This window comes from Streptomyces sp. NPDC026575 (assembly GCF_055567415.1).
The window spans coordinates 226,875-245,495 of sequence record NZ_JBVHQM010000011.1 but is presented as its reverse complement, the minus strand read 5'-3'; the positions used below and the strand labels follow the sequence as shown (position 1 = coordinate 245,495).

The 18,621-nt window shown below is 71.5% G+C and carries 15 protein-coding genes; 9 read left to right on the top strand and 6 right to left on the bottom strand.

The features are described from left to right. Positions 1-124: 124 nt before the first annotated feature. Positions 125-1,249, top strand: coding sequence for a DNA integrity scanning diadenylate cyclase DisA (disA, locus tag ACZ4NB_RS18110; RefSeq protein ID WP_467662578.1), 1,125 nt, complete (start codon positions 125-127; stop codon positions 1,247-1,249). Between the two features lie 263 nt (positions 1,250-1,512). Here disA and ACZ4NB_RS18105 read toward each other — a convergent pair whose 3' ends face one another. Both ACZ4NB_RS18105 and ACZ4NB_RS18100 read right to left on the bottom strand, forming a co-directional pair. Further along, entirely contained in the window at positions 1,513-2,496 is a 984-nt protein-coding gene (locus ACZ4NB_RS18105; protein ID WP_467662576.1) for an NAD-dependent epimerase/dehydratase family protein, read from the bottom strand. 329 nt (positions 2,497-2,825) lie between these two features. Next, positions 2,826-3,662, bottom strand: coding sequence for a hypothetical protein (locus tag ACZ4NB_RS18100; protein ID WP_467662574.1), 837 nt, complete (start codon positions 3,660-3,662; stop codon positions 2,826-2,828). 394 nt (positions 3,663-4,056) lie between these two features. On the opposite strand from ACZ4NB_RS18100, the gene ACZ4NB_RS18095 reads away from it, so the two are divergent. Beyond that, on the top strand, positions 4,057-4,641 hold the full coding sequence (locus ACZ4NB_RS18095; RefSeq protein WP_467662572.1) for a phosphatase PAP2 family protein: 585 nt from the start codon (positions 4,057-4,059) through the stop codon (positions 4,639-4,641). Positions 4,642-4,846: 205 nt separating this feature from the next. Here the strand turns inward: ACZ4NB_RS18095 and ACZ4NB_RS18090 are convergent, their stop codons facing one another. After that, complete coding sequence (locus tag ACZ4NB_RS18090; protein ID WP_467662570.1) at positions 4,847-5,674, bottom strand: hypothetical protein; 828 nt, start codon at positions 5,672-5,674, stop codon at positions 4,847-4,849. Positions 5,675-6,307: 633 nt separating this feature from the next. On the opposite strand from ACZ4NB_RS18090, the gene ACZ4NB_RS18085 reads away from it, so the two are divergent. Then, positions 6,308-7,267, top strand: a complete 960-nt coding sequence (locus tag ACZ4NB_RS18085) for an HhH-GPD family protein (RefSeq protein ID WP_393498612.1) — start codon at positions 6,308-6,310, stop codon at positions 7,265-7,267. 626 nt (positions 7,268-7,893) lie between these two features. Then, positions 7,894-8,445 carry a SigE family RNA polymerase sigma factor gene (locus tag ACZ4NB_RS18080; RefSeq protein ID WP_127155366.1) on the top strand — a complete coding sequence of 184 codons (552 nt, stop codon included), beginning with the start codon at positions 7,894-7,896 and terminating at the stop codon, positions 8,443-8,445. Positions 8,446-8,589: 144 nt separating this feature from the next. On the opposite strand, the gene ACZ4NB_RS18075 is transcribed toward ACZ4NB_RS18080, so the two are convergent. Next, on the bottom strand, positions 8,590-8,853 hold the full coding sequence (locus tag ACZ4NB_RS18075; RefSeq protein ID WP_467662643.1) for a hypothetical protein: 264 nt from the start codon (positions 8,851-8,853) through the stop codon (positions 8,590-8,592). Between ACZ4NB_RS18075 and ACZ4NB_RS18070 the strand changes: the two genes are divergently transcribed. From ACZ4NB_RS18070 to cseC, 3 genes are read left to right on the top strand one after another with little or no spacing between them, the layout of a single operon-like run. Then, positions 8,735-9,322, top strand: coding sequence for a hypothetical protein (locus ACZ4NB_RS18070; RefSeq protein WP_467662641.1), 588 nt, complete (start codon positions 8,735-8,737; stop codon positions 9,320-9,322). The genes ACZ4NB_RS18075 and ACZ4NB_RS18070 overlap by 119 nt on opposite strands. Positions 9,323-9,331: 9 nt before the next feature. Beyond that, positions 9,332-10,042: a two-component system response regulator CseB gene (cseB, locus tag ACZ4NB_RS18065; protein WP_467662567.1), complete on the top strand. Its 711-nt coding sequence runs from the start codon at positions 9,332-9,334 to the stop codon at positions 10,040-10,042. 8 nt (positions 10,043-10,050) lie between these two features. Further along, a complete protein-coding gene (gene cseC / locus ACZ4NB_RS18060) occupies positions 10,051-11,355 on the top strand; it encodes a two-component system sensor histidine kinase CseC (protein WP_467662565.1) in 1,305 nt (434 codons plus the stop codon). 425 nt (positions 11,356-11,780) lie between these two features. Here cseC and ACZ4NB_RS18055 read toward each other — a convergent pair whose 3' ends face one another. Then, on the bottom strand, positions 11,781-13,367 hold the full coding sequence (locus ACZ4NB_RS18055; protein ID WP_467662563.1) for an MDR family MFS transporter: 1,587 nt from the start codon (positions 13,365-13,367) through the stop codon (positions 11,781-11,783). Positions 13,368-13,509: 142 nt separating this feature from the next. Here ACZ4NB_RS18055 and ACZ4NB_RS18050 point away from each other — a divergent pair, with 142 nt between their 5' ends. Continuing rightward, entirely contained in the window at positions 13,510-14,124 is a 615-nt protein-coding gene (locus ACZ4NB_RS18050) for a TetR/AcrR family transcriptional regulator (RefSeq protein WP_467662561.1), read from the top strand. On the opposite strand, the gene ACZ4NB_RS18045 is transcribed toward ACZ4NB_RS18050, so the two are convergent. Then, positions 14,106-14,798, bottom strand: coding sequence for a M23 family metallopeptidase (locus ACZ4NB_RS18045; RefSeq protein ID WP_467662559.1), 693 nt, complete (start codon positions 14,796-14,798; stop codon positions 14,106-14,108). The two genes, ACZ4NB_RS18050 and ACZ4NB_RS18045, sit on opposite strands and share 19 nt — an antisense overlap. 570 nt (positions 14,799-15,368) lie before the next feature. Here ACZ4NB_RS18045 and ACZ4NB_RS18040 point away from each other — a divergent pair. After that, positions 15,369-18,614, top strand: a complete 3,246-nt coding sequence (locus ACZ4NB_RS18040; protein WP_467662557.1) for an NACHT domain-containing protein — start codon at positions 15,369-15,371, stop codon at positions 18,612-18,614. Positions 18,615-18,621: the final 7 nt, after the last annotated feature.

Sequence of the window (18,621 nt, the reverse complement as noted above, 5' to 3'; positions counted from 1 at the left end):
TTTGCCCTGGTCTCGCCCGTCACCGCAGAATTGCCTGCCGGCCACGTACGCTCCGCTGGTACGTCAACCGCAGCAATGGGGCGGGCGGCCTGCGGACCGACAGACCGTGTGACGGAGGAGTGCAGTGGCAGCCAACGACCGGGCATCGACTCCCGGCAGGTCCGGTGGGAACCCCGGCACCGAGAGCCTGATGCGCGCCTCGCTGAGCGCCGTCGCGCCCGGTACCGCACTGCGCGACGGCCTGGAGCGCATCCTCCGCGGCAATACCGGCGGGCTGATCGTCCTCGGCTTCGACAAGACCGTCGAGACCATGTGCACCGGCGGCTTCGTCCTCGACGTCGAGTTCACCGCCACCCGCCTGCGCGAGCTGTGCAAGCTCGACGGCGCCCTGGTCCTCGACAAGGACATCACCAAGATCCTGCGTGCCGGCGTCCAGCTCGTCCCCGACGCCTCCATCCCCACCGAGGAGACCGGCACCCGCCACCGCACGGCCCAGCGCGTCTCGATCCAGGCGGGCTTCCCCGTCGTCTCGGTCAGCCAGTCCATGCGCCTGATCGCCCTGTACGTGGACGGCGAGCGCCGCGTCCTGGAGGAGTCCGCGGCCATCCTCTCGCGCGCCAACCAGGCCCTGGCCACCCTGGAGCGCTACAAGCTCCGCCTGGACGAGGTCGCCGGCACCCTCTCCGCCCTGGAGATCGAGGACCTGGTCACGGTCCGCGACGTCACCGCGGTCGCCCAGCGCCTGGAGATGGTCCGCCGGATCGCCACCGAGATCGCCGAGTACGTCGTCGAGCTCGGCACGGACGGCCGGCTCCTCGCCCTCCAGCTCGAAGAGCTGATCGCCGGCGTGGAGCCCGAGCGCGAGCTGGTCGTCCGCGACTACGTCCCCGAGCCCACCGCCAAGCGCTCCCGCACGGTCGCCGAAGCGCTCTCCGAGCTCGACGCCCTGACCCACACCGAGCTGCTCGAACTCCCCATCGTGGCCCGCGCGCTGGGCTACAGCGGCGCCCCCGAGACCCTGGACTCCGCCGTCTCCCCGCGCGGTTTCCGTCTGCTGGCGAAGGTCCCCCGCCTGCCCGGCACGGTCATCGACCGCCTCGTCGACCACTTCGGCGGCCTGCAGAAGCTGCTCGCGGCCAGCGTCGACGACCTCCAGACCGTCGACGGCGTGGGCGAGGCCCGCGCCCGCTCGGTACGCGAGGGCCTGTCCCGCCTGGCGGAGTCGTCGATCTTGGAGAGGTACGTCTAAGCGGCCTGCGCCTCAGCCCGTGCGTCCCGGCGGCCGGCGCCTCCCCGTGGCCCGTGCGTCCCGGCGGCCCGGTGGCCCGGCAGCCCGGTGGCCCGGTGGCCCGGCCTCGGGAATACCGCCCGCTCCCAGCCCGTTGTGGCCCCGTAGGGGGACCTCGCACCCCCTACGGGATCTGTTCGCCCGCCCCTCAGGGCCTGCGGGGGCCGCCAGGGCCCGCCAGGCGGCTCCACCGGACAAGCCCCAAAGCCCCCCCCCGCGCCCCCCTACCGCAGGGCCGCCGCCTCCTTCTCCTCCGCCAGCCCCACCGCCGGCCGGTCCGGGCGCTGGGGCGCCGTCCCGCCGATGGACCGCAGCCAGGCCCAGGTATCCGCCACGGTCTCGCCTACCGGGCGGCAACGCAGCCCGGTAGCCAGCGCCTTGGAGACATCCGCGCCGTACATCGCGTCGGACATCTCGCCCGGCGGCAGCCAGACCGGCAGCTCCGACCACGGCTCGATGCCGGCGGCGAGCACGTCCTCCGGAGCGGTCCAGCGCAGCTCCGCGTCCGAGCCGGTGACCTTCGCACAGCTCTCCAGCAGCTCGCCCATGGTGGCGTGCCCGGGCTCGCTCACCAGGTTGTACGGCCCTCCGAGACCGGACTGCACGGCGTCGAGGGTCCACTCGGCGAGGTCGCGGACGTCCACGTACTGAAGCGCCGCCTCCCGCGGACCGGGCGCCAGCACCGCACCACCGCGGGCGATCCGGCCCAGCCACCACGGCAGCCGCCCGATGTTCTCGTACGGCCCGAGGATCAGGCCCGCACGGACCAGCAGCGCCCGGTCCCCGAAGGCGTCGAGCGCGGCCAGCTCGCCGCCCCGCTTGGCGGTGGCGTAGTCGTCGGAGTCCGTCGCGTCGGCGGACCCGGCCACCAACGGGCCGTCCTCACCGAGGCCGTACGGCGCCGGGTACTCGTACACCGACCGGGTGGAGACGTAGACGTAACTCCGGGCCCGGTCGGCCAGCAGACGCGCCGCGTCCCGTACGGCCGCGGGCGCACCGCTCCACGTATCGACGACGGCGTCCCATTCGCCCGTTCCCAGCGCCGCGAGGCCGGCCGCGTCCGTCCGGTCGCCGTGCAGCGCGGTCACGCCCTCCGGCGGTGCATGGGTCCCGCGGTGGAAGACCGTCACCTGCCAACCCCGGGCCAGCGCCGCCTCGGTGACCGCCCGGCCCACGAACTCCGTTCCGCCCAGCATCAGTAGTCTCATGACGGCGACTGTGCCGGATGCCCGCGGGCGGGACCAGCACCGCACGCTCTCAGCGGAATCGCCCAGAGCGATCAGCCTCGGCGCGACTCGTCTCGTCTCGACTCATCTCGACTCATCTCGGCGCGTCTCGACTCATCTCGGCGCGTCTCGACTCATCTCGACTCATCTCGGCGCGTCTCGACTCATCTCGGCGCGTCTCGGCGCGGGCGTCGCCCTCGACGCCGCCGGAACGGCCCTCCCGTAGCGGCGCCTCGGCCTTCGACCGGCACAACTGCCCCGTACTGCCGAGGCCGCAGGCCCGGCCAGAGCAGCTCACGCGTCCTGGTGCGTCAGTCCTCGTCCAGCACGAACGAGGTATGGGCCGACTTCAGGCCCGGCACCTTCGCCTCGATCAGGTACTTGCCGGCCGGCACGGTCGCCGAACTCGGCGTCGCGCACTGCGGGGCACTGGCGCGGCGGTCCCACCCGAGGGTGCGCTTCACGGAGCCCTCGGCCGGCACCTTCAGCAGCGCGGGGGCGGTGCCCGACGGGCAGTCGTTCGAGGCCCACACCGGGTCGTCGCCGGCGGTGTCGGTGATGGTGACCACCGCGGCCTTCTGCCCGAGGTCCACCTTGCAGGCCGCACCGGCCGTGTTCTTGAGCGTCAGCTCGAACGTCGGCCGCTTGCCGGGGGCGTAGGAGTCCTTGACGCTGTGGAGGGTCAACTCCACCTTGGGCGAGGTGCAGTTGGGGAGGGAGGAACCGGCCGGCACCGCGCTTCCGGAGCCCTGGCCGATCGGACCGCTACCGGATCCCGCACCGGAACCGCCCGAGCCGGAGCCGCCACCGGAGCCGTCGCCGCTGCCGCTGCCGCCGCCCGAGCCTCCCGCGTCGCCGCCGGAGCCGGAGTCCGAGCCCGACTCGCCGCCGGTGCCCGACTCATCGCGCCCGCCCGGCTTTTGAGTGATCGCCGGGCCGGTGCCGGAGGGGCCGGGCGTGATGGACGTCGCGGGTCCCCTGCCGTCCGAACCGCCCTTGCCGTCACCGCTGTTCGCGCCGTCGCCACCCAGGCTGAGTGCCCAGACGACCAGAACGGTGAGCAGGACGACGATGGCCAGCGCAACGGCCCTCCGCCGCCAGTAGATGGAGGAGGGAAGCGGCCCGATCGGATTGCGCAGTGATCCCACGCGGAAACTCTACGAGAGATCCGCAGCCGCACCGGCCACTACCCGCCGCATCCGGCTGCAACTTTTCCCATTATCGGCCCGGAGTCGGATCCCCGGCCGCGTTTACCGCCGTAACGGGCCTGATGCCCCGTTAGGCGAGGTCTGCTCCCTCCGCCCGTACTTTCGCCGGATACCCCCGGCGTTTCCCTGGACGCTTCCCCGAATGCTTCCCCGAACTACTCCCCGGCGACCTCCCCGGACGGTTCCCCGGCGACCTCCCCGGGGCGGTTCCCCGGACGTTTTCCCTGGACGCCTCCCCGAACGTCCCCCTGCCACCTCCCTGCCACCTCCCGGACGGTTCCCCCCGACACCCGTCCGCCGCACCGCGGCCGCCATGGCCGTACCGTTGTTGATCATGATCAGCATCGACCTCTACCGCGACCTCACCGACCTGGCGCACGACGCACCCAACTGGCTCCGCACCTTCGCCGACATCGGCACCGAGGGCGGGTTGCTGCTCCTGATGGCGGTGGCGGTGCTGGGGTGGTGGCGATCCCGCAGCGGCACGGCGCGGAGCGTCGCGCTCGCGGTGCTGGTGCCGATAGCCACCGTGGTCGCGTACCTGCTGAGCGAACTCGTCAAGATCCTGGTGGACGAGGAGCGCCCCTGCCGGGCGGTGGCGGGCGCGGCCGCCTCCATCGTGTCCTGCCCGCCCGAGGGCGACTGGTCCTTCCCCAGCAACCACTCGACGATCGCCGCGGCGCTGGCGGTCGGCATCGCCGTCGCCTGGCGGGCCGCCGCGTGGGCGGCGCTGCCCATCGCCCTGCTCACCGGCTTCTCCCGGGTGTTCGTCGGCGTCCACTACCCGCACGACGTGGCCGCCGGCCTGGCCCTGGGCGCGGCGGTGGCGGCGCTCGGCGCGGCACTCCTCAGCTCTCCGGCGACCGACCTGGTCCTGCGGATGCGCGCGGGCCGGTGGCGGGTGCTGGTCGAGGCGTAGGCACTACGGGGAGCGGCGCGGGCCATGGGGAGCTGCGCGGCGGCACGGGGAGCCGCGGCGCGCTACGGGGGTTACGGGGTACTACGGGGCTACGACGTGCCGCGGAACGCTCCGCGGCGCTACGGGCCCTACGGCGCCACGGGCCTGCGCCATGGGCCCTACGGCGCCACGGGCCTGCGCCATGGGGCCTACGGCGCCGCTGGCACTACGGGGTGCCCGGTCGCCTCCACTCCTCCTTGTGGCCGAAGCCCTGCCCGTTGTCGATCAGTCGCAGCCAGTCGGGGCGCAGCTCCCACAGAGTGGTGCGCTCAAGTGCGGTGCGGAGCCGGTCGCTCGCCTCGACGAAGGGGAAGCACTCGGTGTAGATGCGCCAGCCGGCCGCCCGGTCGGCGCCGGCCAGCGGCCGGCAGTAGCCCCGACCCTGCAGCCCCGTCAGCCCGCTCCACTCCTGGCCGTCCCGCTGCGCGGTGAACGCGACCCGGGCACCGGGCTCGGCGAGGGCACGGCCGTGCCGGGTCGTGACCGCGGTGACGAAGTACAGCACGGGGTCGGAGGACGGGCCGGCCGGGGGCGTTCGGGGGGCGTCTCCGACGCCCGCGCCCGCGCCGGCACCCCCGCCCGCGCCGCCGCCGTCACCGGCGCCAGGTCCAGCACCCTCGTCCTCGCCCTCGCCGGCACCCGCACCCGCACCCGCACGGTCTCCGGCTCCAGCCGTGCTCGGAGCGTCCGGCGCTTCGGCCGCGTACAGCACCGCGCAGGCCTGCGGCCCCTCCTCGTCCACGTACGCCAGCGTCATCGTCGTATGCGCGGCCAGCGCCTGCCGGATCACCGCGGGGCAGGCCGCGGTATCGCCCGCTTCGCCCGTACCCACCACGCCAGGCGTCGGACTGGCCTCGCCCGCGTGGCCCGCAGCGGCCATGCCGTCCGCTTCCGCCATGCCGCCTTCCGCCATGCCGCCCGCTTCCGCCGCGCGGCCCGTACCCGCCGCACCGCCGCCGGCTTCCGTACCACCGCCGGCTTCCGTATCGCTCATCCCGTATCGCTCCGCTCTTCGCCGCGCGCCCACATTTCTCCGCTCCGCCGCGCGGCCGCATCCCCGCTCGCTCGCCGCCTCCACTATTCAAGCAACGATTACGGAGAGTAATCAGTTCCCTCGGACTGTAGTCATCGCCCACGCCGGTTATACAGGCCGGTAGGGCAGGCCGGTTGTACGGACCAGTTGTGCAGGCCGCTCGTGCAGACCGGTCGTCCACGTCCGGGCCCCGAGCCATTCCCGCGAGACTCTCCTCGACCCAAGACTCTCCTCGACCCACCCGTCTCAGACCTGCGCCTTCATCCGTCCGCCCTCGGCCCGCACGCAAATCGCCCTCGGCCCGCCAGCGCACCTCCCGCACCCCTCCGTCGCTCCCCGTCGCCCCTCCCCATACCCTCCGTCGTCCCTCCCCCGTCCCTCCCTCGGCCGCCTTCGACTCGTCGTCGCCCCGCCGCTTCGACTCGTCGTCGCGCCGTCCCTTCGACTCGCCTTCGACTCGTCTTCGGCTCGGTGCGTACCGCCGGTTGCCGCCACCCGTGCGTATGTAGTCGTCCTGCGTGCGGGTGGGCGTGCGGCGGGGCGGGCCCGGCGCGTTTCCCGGGCGCGCGCGGACGTGCCAGGATCGGCGGTGCCATGACTTCGACGCCTGTCACCTCCACTGCCACGACCGCCGCCGCCGAGACCGCTTCCGCCGCCGCCCCGGCCGCGGGGGCCGCAGACGGGACCGCGCTGCACGGCCCGGTCACCGACTGGTTCGACGAGCACGCCCGCGATCTGCCCTGGCGCCGCCCCGAGGCGGGCGCCTGGGGCGTGATGGTGAGCGAGTTCATGCTGCAGCAGACCCCGGTCAGCAGAGTGCTGCCGGTGTACGAGCAGTGGCTGGCCCGCTGGCCACGCCCCGCCGACCTGGCCGCCGAGGCGCCGGGTGAGGCGGTTCGGGCCTGGGGTCGGCTGGGCTATCCGCGGCGCGCGCTGCGCCTGCACGCCGCCGCCTCCGCCATACAGGAGCGCCATGGCGGTGATGTGCCGCGCGAGCACAGCCAGTTGCTGGCGCTGCCCGGTGTGGGCGAGTACACCGCCGCGGCGGTGGCGTCCTTCGCGTACGGGCAGCGGCACGCCGTGCTGGACACCAATGTGCGCCGGGTGTTCGCCCGCGCGGTGGCCGGCCGGCAGTACCCGCCGAACGCCACCACCGCCGCGGAGCGCAAGCTCGCCCGCCAGCTGCTGCCCGACGACGAGCGGCTGGCGGCGCGCTGGGCGGCCGCCACGATGGAGCTGGGCGCGCTGTTGTGCACGGCGCGCACGCCGGAGTGTCACCGTTGCCCGATCGCCGCACAGTGCGCCTGGCGGCTGGCCGGCTCCCCGGCGCACGACGGTCCGCCGCGGCGGACGCAGACGTACGCGGGTACCGACCGGCAGGTGCGCGGCAAGTTGCTCGCCGTGCTGCGCGAGGCGGTGACGCCGGTGCCGCAGCAGGTGCTGGACGCGGTGTGGGACGAGCCGGTGCAGCGGGCCCGGGCGCTGGACGGTCTGGTGTCGGACGGTCTGGTGGAGCCGCTGGGCGGCGGCCGGTACCGGCTGCCGCTGTCGTAGCGCGAGGAGTCTCGTAGGAGCGCGAGCGTCGTAGCGCGACCGTCATACGCCCGCCGCCGTACATGGCGGCGGGCGTCATGTTGCGGGCGTGAAGCCTGGTGGCCGCGCCGCGGCCGCCAGGTGACGACCCCGAGGTGACGGCCGACAGGCGACGGCCGTCAAGTAACGGCCATGTCGTCCCGGACGTCATATCCGGACCGTTGTCGCGCGCTGTCACTTACGGTGGCCCGGCACGGACGGCACGGTAGGTACGTACGGTCGGCCTCCGGCCGTGGCTGCCGCGAGGCCGCGTCCTGACCCCATGTCAGCGGGGCGTGGTGGCCGACAGGGGCGATCCGGGCTGGCCGGGAGGGGCCTCTGCGGGGCCCGGCACCCGCTTCGACGGGCTCGTAGCCCTTGTGGTGGGGGCGCTTGTCCGTCCCGAGTATGACGCGCGTAGGCCCGCCGTCCGCCCGAGGTATGACCCCTGGAGCGCTGTTACACAACCGACGGTTTTCCGTGCATTCGCTGTGGGCCCGACGCACACTACGCCGCAACACCCCCTCCGTAGCGTCTTCCTCGCGCTGGAGACGACGACCACCGGCGCGGACAACGTGGGGAATCGCAAGCGGATCGGAGGCGTCGAAATGGCGACCAGCGGCGGCAAGGTACTGGACTTCGAAGAGTACGTGCGTACGCGGCAGGAGGCCCTGCTGCGCAGCGCGCGGCGCCTGGTGCCCGATCCGGTCGACGCGCAGGATCTGCTGCAGACGGCGCTGGTGCGCACGTACGGCCGCTGGGACGGCATCGCGGACAAGTCGCTGGCCGACGCCTACCTGCGCCGCGTCATGATCAACACGCGGACCGAGTGGTGGCGGGCGCGCAAGCTGGAGGAGGTGCCCACCGAGCAGCTCCCGGACGCGAGCGTGGACGACGGCACCGAGCAGCGCGCCGACCGTGCCCTGCTGATGGACATCCTCGGGGTGCTGGCTCCCAAGCAGCGCAGCGTTGTCGTGCTGCGGCACTGGGAGCAGATGAGCACGGAGGAGACCGCTGCCGCGCTCGGGATGTCGACGGGTACGGTGAAGAGCACGCTGCATCGTGCGCTGGCCCGACTGCGGCAGGAGCTGCAGATGCGGGACATCGACGCACGGATGCTGGAGCGCGGCGAGCAGGAGCGGGAGCGGTGCGCGGCCTGACGGTCGGCTCGCGGCGTCCGGCACGGAGCCGGGCGACGAAGGACGGCGCGACGACGAACAGCGCGGCATTATGTGCGGCGGCCCGGCATGAGAGGGCCGTCACCCCCGCAGGGGCCGTACGGTTCACGACTCCACGCGCGACAATCACATCAGGAACAGCAGCGGGAGCGGCGGCTGTGCGAGCAGCGCGGTGAGCGGGAGCGGTTTGTCCAGGAACAGGTTGACCGGGTTCGGGTTGACCAGACGCGGCGGCGCGGCCACGGCAGGGGTGGCCGCCGTCGGCCTTTTGCTGGCCGGGTGCAATCCGGGGGGCGAGGGCGTCCGCAGTGAGGGGGCGGCCAGCCATACGCCCGCGCCGAGGGGTGCGGTGAGCAGTACGCCCAGCCCGACCTCGTCCGCCGGCTTCAAGAAGGTCGACGCCGTCGCGCTGATGCGGGACGACCCGCGGGTCGGCGCGGATGTGAAGAAGTCCCTGTACAAGCCGTGTGCCGCCGATGAGTACCCGGTCGAGGTGACGTATGCGTCGCTGACCGGCAGTAAGTCTCCCGATGTCATCGTCAACGTCATGACCTGCGCGGATTCGGTGGGGATCGGCTCTTACGTCTACCGCAGGGACAGCGGCGCGAAGGGCGGGTATGACAACGTGTATGCGAACGAGCAGCCGTCGGTCTCCGCCGGGGTCAACAAGGGCGAGCTGGAGGTCTCCAAGCAGACCTATGAGGCCGGTGACAAGGTGTGCTGTCCTTCCGGGGAGGACGTGCTGACCTATCACTGGGCGGACGGCCGCTTCACCGAGTTCGCGAAGTACCACACCGACTACAGCAAGACCACCGCCGACGGCCCGGAGCCGGACGACGGCCTGGCATCGGAGGGTTGAGACAACCGCATGGCCGAGACCCATGTGCTCTTCGTCGAGGACGACGACGTCATTCGTGAGGCCACTCAGCTGGCGCTGGAGCGGGACGGTTTCGTGGTCACCGCGATGCCCGACGGGCTGGCGGGCCTGGAGGCGTTCCGCGCCGACCGTCCGGACATCGCGCTGCTCGATGTGATGGTGCCGGGCCTCGACGGTGTCAGTCTGTGCCGCCGGATCCGCGACGAGTCGACGGTTCCGGTGATCATGCTGTCGGCGCGGGCCGACTCCATCGACGTGGTGCTCGGGCTGGAGGCGGGCGCGGACGACTACGTCACCAAGCCGTTCGACGGTGCGGTGCTGGTGGCCCGGATCCGCGCGGTGCTGCGCCGCTTCGGTCACGCCAGCGGCCCGGAGGGCGCGCGGCCCGCCGCGGCGGAGGAGGACGAACCGGCGGAGGCGGTGCTGCGGTTCGGTGATCTGGAGGTCGACACCGAGGGCATGGAGGTGCGCAAGGGCGGCGAGACCGTCGCGCTGACGCCCACCGAGATGCGGCTGCTGCTGGAGTTCTCCAACGCACCGGGTACGGTCCTCTCGCGCGACCGGCTGCTGGAGCGGGTCTGGGACTACGGCTGGGGTGGGGACACCCGGGTCGTGGATGTGCACGTCCAGCGGTTGCGCGGCAAGATCGGCCAGGACCGGATCGAGACGGTCCGCGGCTTCGGATACAAGCTGAGAGGCTGACTCCTCCGGTGGTCAGGCTGGCCCTGCGGACGGGCCTGAGATGGAAGCTCAGTGCCGCGATCGCGCTCGTCGGAGCGCTGGTCGCGATCGCGCTGAGCCTTGTCGTGCACAATGCGGCCCGCCATTCCATGCTCGACAACAGCCGTGACGTGCAGGTCGAGCGGCTGAACTTCACGCAGAAGATCTTCGAGTCCACCAACCGGCTGCAGTTCGGCGCGAAGATCGACGATCCGGCGCTGCCGCCGGCGCTGCGTGCGGAGGTCGCCAAGAACAAGCGGGCGACCTATCTGCAGGACACCGGTGAGACCGCCCCGGAGGTGTGGGCGGCGTCGCCGCTGAGCAACGGCCGGGTGCTGTCGGTCCACGACCGCTTCCCGGACCGCTTCGCCGTTCTGGACGATCTGGACCAGGCGCTGCTGATCGGCTCGACCGCGGTGGTGGTGGGGGGCTGTGCGCTGGGTGTCCTGGTGGGCGGGCGGCTCTCCAGCCGGCTGCGCAAGGCGGCCGCGGCGGCGGGGAAGCTGGCCGACGGTGACACGTCGGTGCGTATCCGGGACGAGGTCGGCGGCGGCCGGGTGCACGACGAGACCGACGATCTTGCCTGGGCGGTGGACGCGATGTCGGACGCCCTTCAGGAGCGCATCGAGGCCGAGCGCCGGGTCACCGCCGATATCGCGCACGAGCTGCGTACTCCGGTGACGGGTCTGCTGACGGCGGCGGAGCTGCTGCCGCCGGGCCGCCCTTCGGAGCTGGTACGCGACCGGGCGCAGGCGCTGCGCACCCTTGTGGAGGACGTGCTGGAGGTGGCGCGGCTCGACGGTTACGCGGAGCGCGCGGAGCTGCAGGACGTGATGATCGGCGAGTTCGTCTCCCGCCGGGTGCGGGCGCTGGATCCGGACATCGCCGTCGACGTCGTACGGGACGCGGAGGTCACGACGGATCCGCGCCGCCTGGAGCGGATCCTGGGCAATCTGATCGCCAACGCCGCCCGGCACGGCAAGCCGCCGATCGAGGTGACCGTCGAGGGCCGGGTGGTGCGGGTGCGCGATCACGGCGGTGGTTTCCCCGAGGCGCTGCTGCGGGAGGGGCCGAGCCGTTTCCGTACCGGCAGCAGCGACCGGGCGGGGCGTGGCCACGGCCTGGGCCTGACCATCGCGGCGGGGCAGGCGCGGGTGCTGGGCGCGCGTCTGACGTTCCGCAACGCGGATGAGATCACCGACGGTTCGACGGGCGCGGTGTCCGTCCTGTGGCTACCGGAGAACGCGCCGACCAATACGGGGAGCTTTCCGGTGATCAATCTTCCGGATCGTTAATCCGGTTCGCGCTTGGGCTTGCTTCCCACGTTGTCGGCTGTCCCGCCGTGTGGGTTTCGGTGGGTTCGCCTGCGGCGGGCTGGGTCCGCTGCGCGGGGCTTTCGGCTGCCGGTGTCGGTCCTCCGGGGCTGGGTGTCCGGACTGCTGCGCTTTACGTCCGGACACCCAGCCCCTCCGGCCCGCCCCCTCCCGTGGATGGGTGGAAAAAAACCGTGGGGGTGCACGTCAGCCTTCGTGCGCGCGCGGTCAACGAATCAGGCCGGCCCCCACCGGCCTCCCCACCCCCCCACGGGAGGGGACAGACCGTAGGACGGAGTCCGTAGGGCTGTCACCGCACCCGACAAACAACCGCCCGCCGCAGGCGCACGGCGAGAAGCCAAGCCCCTACGGCGGGAAAGCCGACAACGTGGGAAGCAGGCCGAGCGCTAGCGACTCGCCGGGCCCCCGCGCAGCGGAACCTCCTTGAGGAACCATGCGGCGGCGAAGCCGATGATGCTGACGGCGGCGCCCCACAGGAAGACGTGGTGGGTGCCGGAGGCCACCGCGTGGGCGTAGGCGTCCTTGATCATCGGGGGGAGCTGGGCGAGGCCCTTGGGGTCCATCTGGGCGCCGCCGCTGGTCATCTTCTCGGCGGCGGCCTTGCCGATCCGCTCGACCATCGTGGACTCCACCCGGTGGGTGAAGATCGCGCCGAAGATCGCGACGCCGAAGGAGCCGCCGATCGTGCGGAAGAGGGTGGCGGACGAGGAGCCGACGCCCATGTCCTTCATCTCGACGCTGTTCTGCGCGATCAGCATCGTGGTCTGCATCAGGAAGCCCATGCCGGCGCCGAGCACCGCCATGTAGACGCCGGAGGTGAAGCGGGTGGTGTCGGTGTCCATCAGGGACAGCAGCGCCAGGCCGGCGGTGATCAGGCCGCCGCCGACCACGACGAAGACCTTGTACTTGCCGCTGGCGGTGGTGACCCGGCCGGCGAACAGGGAGACGACCATCATCGCGAGCAGCATCGGCAGCAGCAGCAGGCCGGAGTTGGTGGCCGAGGCGCCCTGCACGGTCTGCTGGAACAGCGGCAGGAACGTCATCGATCCGAACATCACGAAGCCGACGAGGAAGCCGATGAGCGTGACGAGCGAGAAGTTGCCGTTGCGGAAGATGTGCAGCGGCAGCACCGGCTCGCTGACCTTGCGCTCGACCAGTACGAAGGCGACGAGGGCGACGACTCCGAGGATGCCGAGGCCGATGATCTGGCTGGACAGCCAGTCGTACTCGGTGCCGCCCCAGGTGGTGATCAGTACCAGTGCGGTGATGCCGATGGTGAGCAGTGCGGCGCCCACGTAGTCGATGCGGGTCTGCGACCGCTTCTTGGGCAGGTGCAGCACCGCGGTCACCATGACCAGGGCGATCGCGCCGAGCGGGAGGTTGATGTAGAAGCTCCAGCGCCAGCCGAGGTGGTCGGTGATGGTGCCGCCGACCAGCGGTCCGCCGATCATCGCGACGGCCATGACGCCGGCCATCATGCCCTGGTACTTGCCGCGTTCCCGCGGCGGGATCAGGTCGCCGATGATCGCCATGACGCCGACCATCAGTCCACCGGCGCCCAGGCCCTGGACGGCGCGGAAGCCGATCAGCTGGCCCATGTCCTGGGCCATGCCGGAGAGCGCCGAGCCGACCAGGAAGATGGCTATGGAGGTGAGGAAGACGCCCTTGCGTCCGTACATGTCGCCGAGCTTGCCCCAGATGGGCGTCGAGGCGGCGGTGGCGAGGGTGTATGCGGTGACCACCCAGGACAGGTGGCTCATGCCGCCCAGCTCGCCGACGATGGTCGGCATCGCGGTGCCGACGATCATGTTGTCCAGCATCGCGAGCAGCATCGCGATCATCAGTGCGAAGAGCACGACGCGTACGCTCGCCGGCTGCTTGTCCGCCCCCGTGCTCGGTGCGGACCCGGGTCGTTCCTCGACCGTGGTCTGCCCGCTTTCCCCCGTCGGGGTCGCAGTCTGCGACTTCCCCATTACTTCACTCCTACTTACTTGCCGCCCGGCTAGTTCGTTACAGTGATGAAGGTAGGCGGGCAACTAGCCGGGCGTCAAGTAAGTTTCCTTGACGCCCCTTCGGGCAGCCCTCTGACCAGTACCGACGACGCAGGAGAGCAGCATGAGCACACCGCAGGCGCGCAGGGGAAACACCCGCCAGCGCATTCAGGACGTCGCTCTGGAGCTGTTCTCCGAGCAGGGCTACGAGAAGACCTCGCTGCGCGAGATCGCCGAGAAGCTCGAAGTCACCAAGGCGGCGCTGTACTACCACTTCAAGACCAAGGAAGACATCGTCATCAGCCTGTTCCAGGACCTGACCAGCCCGATCGACGAGCTGATCGTCTGGGCCCAGGAGCAGCCGCGCACCCTGGAGACCAAGCGCGAGCTGATCCGCCGCTACAGCGAGTCCCTGCGCTCGGCCGAGCCGCTCTTCCGCTTCATGCAGGAGAACCAGGCCGCGGTGCGCGATCTGAGCATCGGCGAGCGGTTCAAGGAGCGGATGCTGACCCTCTTCGGCCTGCTGAAGGAGCCCGACTCCGAGCTGTCGGATCAGGTGCGCTGCATCACGGCGCTGTTCTCCATGCACGCGGGCATGTTCGCCATGCAGAACGTCGAAGGCGACCCCGAGGAGAAGCGCAGGGCCATCCTCGAGGTCGCCACAGAACTGGTCACGGCGGCCAACCCGCCGAGCCGCCGGCCAGTCCGGCCGGACTCAGCTCAGACGGAAACGCCGTGAGCCCGCAGGAATCCGGTCGGCTCGATGCCCGTCCCGTAGTTGGGACCGGTACGGACCTCGAAGTGCAGGTGGGGACCGGTGGAGTTGCCGGTGGAGCCGGACAGGCCGATCAGCTGGCCGGTGCCGACCCGCTGGCCGGGCTGGACCTTGATCTGTGACAGGTGCGCGTACTGGGTGTACATGCCGTTGTCGTGACGGATCACGATCGCGTTGCCGTAGGCCGGGCCGTCGCCGCCACCCCAGGGGCCGGCCTTGACGACGGTGCCCTTGTGGACGGACTTCACGGCGGTGCCGCTCGGCACGACGAAGTCCTGACCGCTGTGGTTGTGCGACCAGTGGCTGCCGGCCAGGCCGAAGGTCGAGCCCAGGGTGTACTTGTCCACCGGCTTGCCCCAGGCGTTCACCTTCTTGGCCGCGTCCTTCTTGGCCTTGGCCGCCTTCGCGGCCTTGGCGGCCTTGGCCGCCTTGGCGTCGGCGGCGGCCTTGGCCTGCGCGTCGGCCTGGGCGGAGACGGTCTTGCCGACGCCCGAGGTGAGGCCCAGCAGGCCGCCGTCGGCGGCGGTGGCGACACCGGCGCCGAGCGCGGCGGTCACACCGATACCGGCGGCGACGACGGCGATGCGGTGACGCAGCACGGTCTTCTTCGAATTACGTATGGCGGTGAACTTCGACATGCGGGTTTACCCTCCGGAATTTGATTGGTTTCCCGGCTGCGGACCGGGATCGCCATTCCTTGGTAACCCGCCCGGACCCTCCCGCCAAGGGGCCTTTCTACTAAGTCGACCCGTATTGGGAAGCGAGTGCTTCAGGCCCTTGCGCCATCATCGATCGTTCGCATGAAACGCCCTAAACACGACCATTTCGGGCACACTCGGCGCCCGCCGCACCTGCTCTGATCAGGGTTTTTACCCTTACGTGGCACGGGTGGCGCACCGCGGGCCCCGCTCGCCGCCCGGCACCCCCGCACCGCGGCCCGAAAACCCCCGGGCCCCGGCGCCGCACTTCCCCTAATTCTTTTAGTAGGCCGCATATCGCCTGTGCGTCATGTCACGCACAGGCGAGATCAAATACCTTTTCCCTGTGACCGGGGTTACTCGGATATCTGTGACGTGGGTTACCCGAGGCCGTCGAATGCGCCCTTCGGGAGCCGACGGAATGCCGAATTCCGTGACCGGCGCCACACCTTTTCCCGCTAACCTGGCCGCACGGCGTCGGCACCGGCCAGGGGGAGGGCGCAGCGCGCGATGGACCCGTCAGCAGTGGGCGTCAAGCTCGCCTCCGGCGTGGTGGCGCCGCTGGTCAGAAAGCTGTTCGTCAAGGAGGGGCCGGGCGCCGGCCTGACCGCGGCCCCCGTACGGCTCTCCGCGCTGGTGTCCTTCAAGGGCGAGCAGCGGACGCTGTCCGACAAGGACCTGCGCCGCCTCGCCGCGGAGCTGGTGGACCGCGCCGTCCGCGCCGCCGGCCCCGGCGAGCGCCCGGTCGGCGAGGACGAGCAGCAGGCCGTGGCCGACGCCCTCGCCACGACGCTGCGCGCCCTGGGCGACCTCGACATGGACGACGTACAGGCCGTGCGGCTGGGCTCCACCGCCCTGGCCGAGCGCCTGGAAGCGGCCGCCCCGCACGCCGTCCGCGGCCTGTCCCGGGACGCCGAGCTGCTGCACGGCACCCTGCTGGGCACCGCCTGCCTGCACATCGTCCACTTCTTCAGCCGGCGCTCGACCTTCGTGGCCCGCACCCTGGTCCAGCAGAGCCGCAGCCTGGACGACCTGATCACGGTGATCGACGAGTTCCTCGCCCGGCATCCCTCACAGCCGGCGTCGGACACCGCCTTCGAGCGCGGCTACCTCGCCTATGTGGCGCGCAAGCACGCACGGCTCACCATCTACGGCATCGACCTGGCCAACTCCCCGGACCGGTGGCCGCTGGACGCGGCGTATATGAGCCTGGAGGCGACGGCGCCGGGCGCGCGCGAGGTGAACCCGCTCGGCGGCCCCTGGGGCGAGGACGATCTCCCTCCGATCGGCGCGTCCGCTCCCGTCCCCGCCGACCAGGCCCTGGCCGGCCGCGACCGGGTCCTGCTGCGCGGCATCGCGGGCTCCGGCAAGAGCACCCTGGTGCAGTGGCTGGCCGTCTCCTGCACCAAGGCCCCCGCTGACACGCCCCTGCCCCACCTCTACGGACGCATCCCCTTCGTCCTCCCGCTGCGCACCCTCACCCGCGACGGGGCGCCGTTACCCACTCCGGACCGCTTCCTCACCGCCGTCGGCTGCCCCGTCGCCGGGTCGCAGCCCGGTGGCTGGGCCGATCGCGTGCTGGCCTCGGGGCGGGCGCTCCTCCTCGTCGACGGTCTGGACGAGATCCCCGACCGCGAGCGGGAGCAGGCCCGCCGCTGGCTGCGCGATCTGCTCGACGCGTTCCCGGACAACCGGTGGCTGGTCACCACCCGCCCCTCCGCCGTACGCGAGGACTGGCTGGCCTCCGACGGCTTCGGCGAGCTGACGCTCTCCCCCATGCGCGGCGGCGAGGTCGCCGCGTTCATCGGCCGCTGGCACGACGCGGCCCGCGGCGACGCCGAGGACACCGCACGCCTCGACGCCTACCAGCAGTCCCTGCTGGCCGCCGTGCACACCAAGCAGGACCTCGCGCGGCTGGCCACCAACCCCCTGATGTGCGGCCTGATCTGCGCGCTGCACCGCGACCGCCGCGGCTATCTGCCCACCGGCCGCAAGGAGTTGTACGACGCGGCGCTGTCGATGCTGCTCTCCCGCCGCGACCGGGAACGCGATATGGCCGCCCCCACGGGCATCGAGCTGAGCGACGAGCCGCAGATCCAGCTGCTGCAGCGGCTGGCGTACTGGCTGATCCGCAACGGCCGCACGGAGCTGGACCGGGAGCGGGCGGAGCGGATCATCGGCGATGCGCTGCCGGCGGTTCCGGCGGCCGCGGAGCAGGGCTCCGCCGAGGCCGTCCTCCGCCATCTGCTGCTGCGCAGCGGCCTGCTGCGCGAGCCCGCGCCGGGCTCGGTCGACTTCGTCCACCGCACGTTCCAGGACTACCTGGGGGCCAAGGCGGCGGTCGAGGACGGCGACTTCGGGCTGCTGGTGGCGCATGCGGAGGACTCCCAGTGGGAGGACGTGCTGCGGATGGCGGTGGCGCACGCCCGGCCGCGGGAACGGGCGGATTTCCTGCGCGGGTTGATCGCCCGCGGCGACGCCGCCGGGAGCGACGCCGCCCGCCTGCGCGTCCACCTCCTGGCCTTGGCGTGCCTGGAGCACGCCGCGGAGCTCGATCCGCGGGTACGGGAGGAGGTGGGCGAGCGGGCGCGGGCGATTCTGCCGCCCCGCAACCGCGAGGAGTCGAGGCTGCTCGCCGAAGTGGGGCCCCTCGTGCTGGAGCTGCTGCCCGGCCCGGACGGTCTGGCGGACGACGAGGCGCAGGAGGTGGTGGTGACCGCCTCGCTCATCGGCTCGGACGCGGCGCTGGAGGTCATGAAGCGCTTCCGGGATCACCCCTCGACGGAAACCGGGTACCAGCTTGCGGTTGCGTGGCCTGGATACGATACGGACCAGTACGCCCAGGAGATCATCCGGCACCTCGGCCCCAAGGTGACCGTCACCGTCACTTCTCGTTCCGAACTGCGCGCGCTCAGAGCACTCGGTGGTCGCCCCCGGGTCTCCGTAAACGGTCCCTTCACAGCGCAGGAATTACTCAACGCACTGCGGCCCGAGTCCGTCGTGAGTCTGTCCATCATGGGGAACCCAGCGATCACCGACCTCGCTTTCCTCCACGAGTTCCCCGCACTGGAGTGGCTGCAGCTCTGGGACTGCCCCTCCGTCGAAAGCGTCGCCCCACTCGCGGACCATGGCGTCCGCGCACTGAGCATCTCCGGGCCACCCGACAAGGATGTGCGTACTCCGCACGGGCTCAGCCTCCTGCGTCACACACGCGACCTGTTCCTCTCGGCACTCCCGCCGGAAGGCTTGGCGGCACTCCCCGCAGCCGCACCGTTGAGCCACCTGACTTTGGGTCAGCCGATCGGCGTGGAATTCACCAACCTGGCGCCTTGGCCCCAGATGCGCAGCGTCCACATGCCCCGCCTCACAGACGACTTCGCCGAGGAGCAGTGGGACGCACTGGCCTCACTGGACAAACTGGAGGTGTTCTCCTTCGGCTTGGCGGACGAGAACGTCACACTGCGCATACCTCGCGGTCTCCGGCTTCCCCAAGTGAAGACGCTGAGCATCCTCGGCACGTCGCGTCAACCGGCAACGCACCTGCGACATGTGCTGGACTCGGCCCTCCCGGCCTTCCCCAGCATCAACAAGCTCCAGCTCTACGGCGCGACGACCGAGGCCGAATTCACCCTGCCTTCTTTGGCCTCCCTCCCCGACCTCGAAGAGGTCCATCTCAGCGACCTCCACCCCGCGCCCGGCGGCCACCCCCTGCCTCCCGGCATCAAACTGACGGTGTTCCCGCGCCCCCGCACGTAGGCTGGAG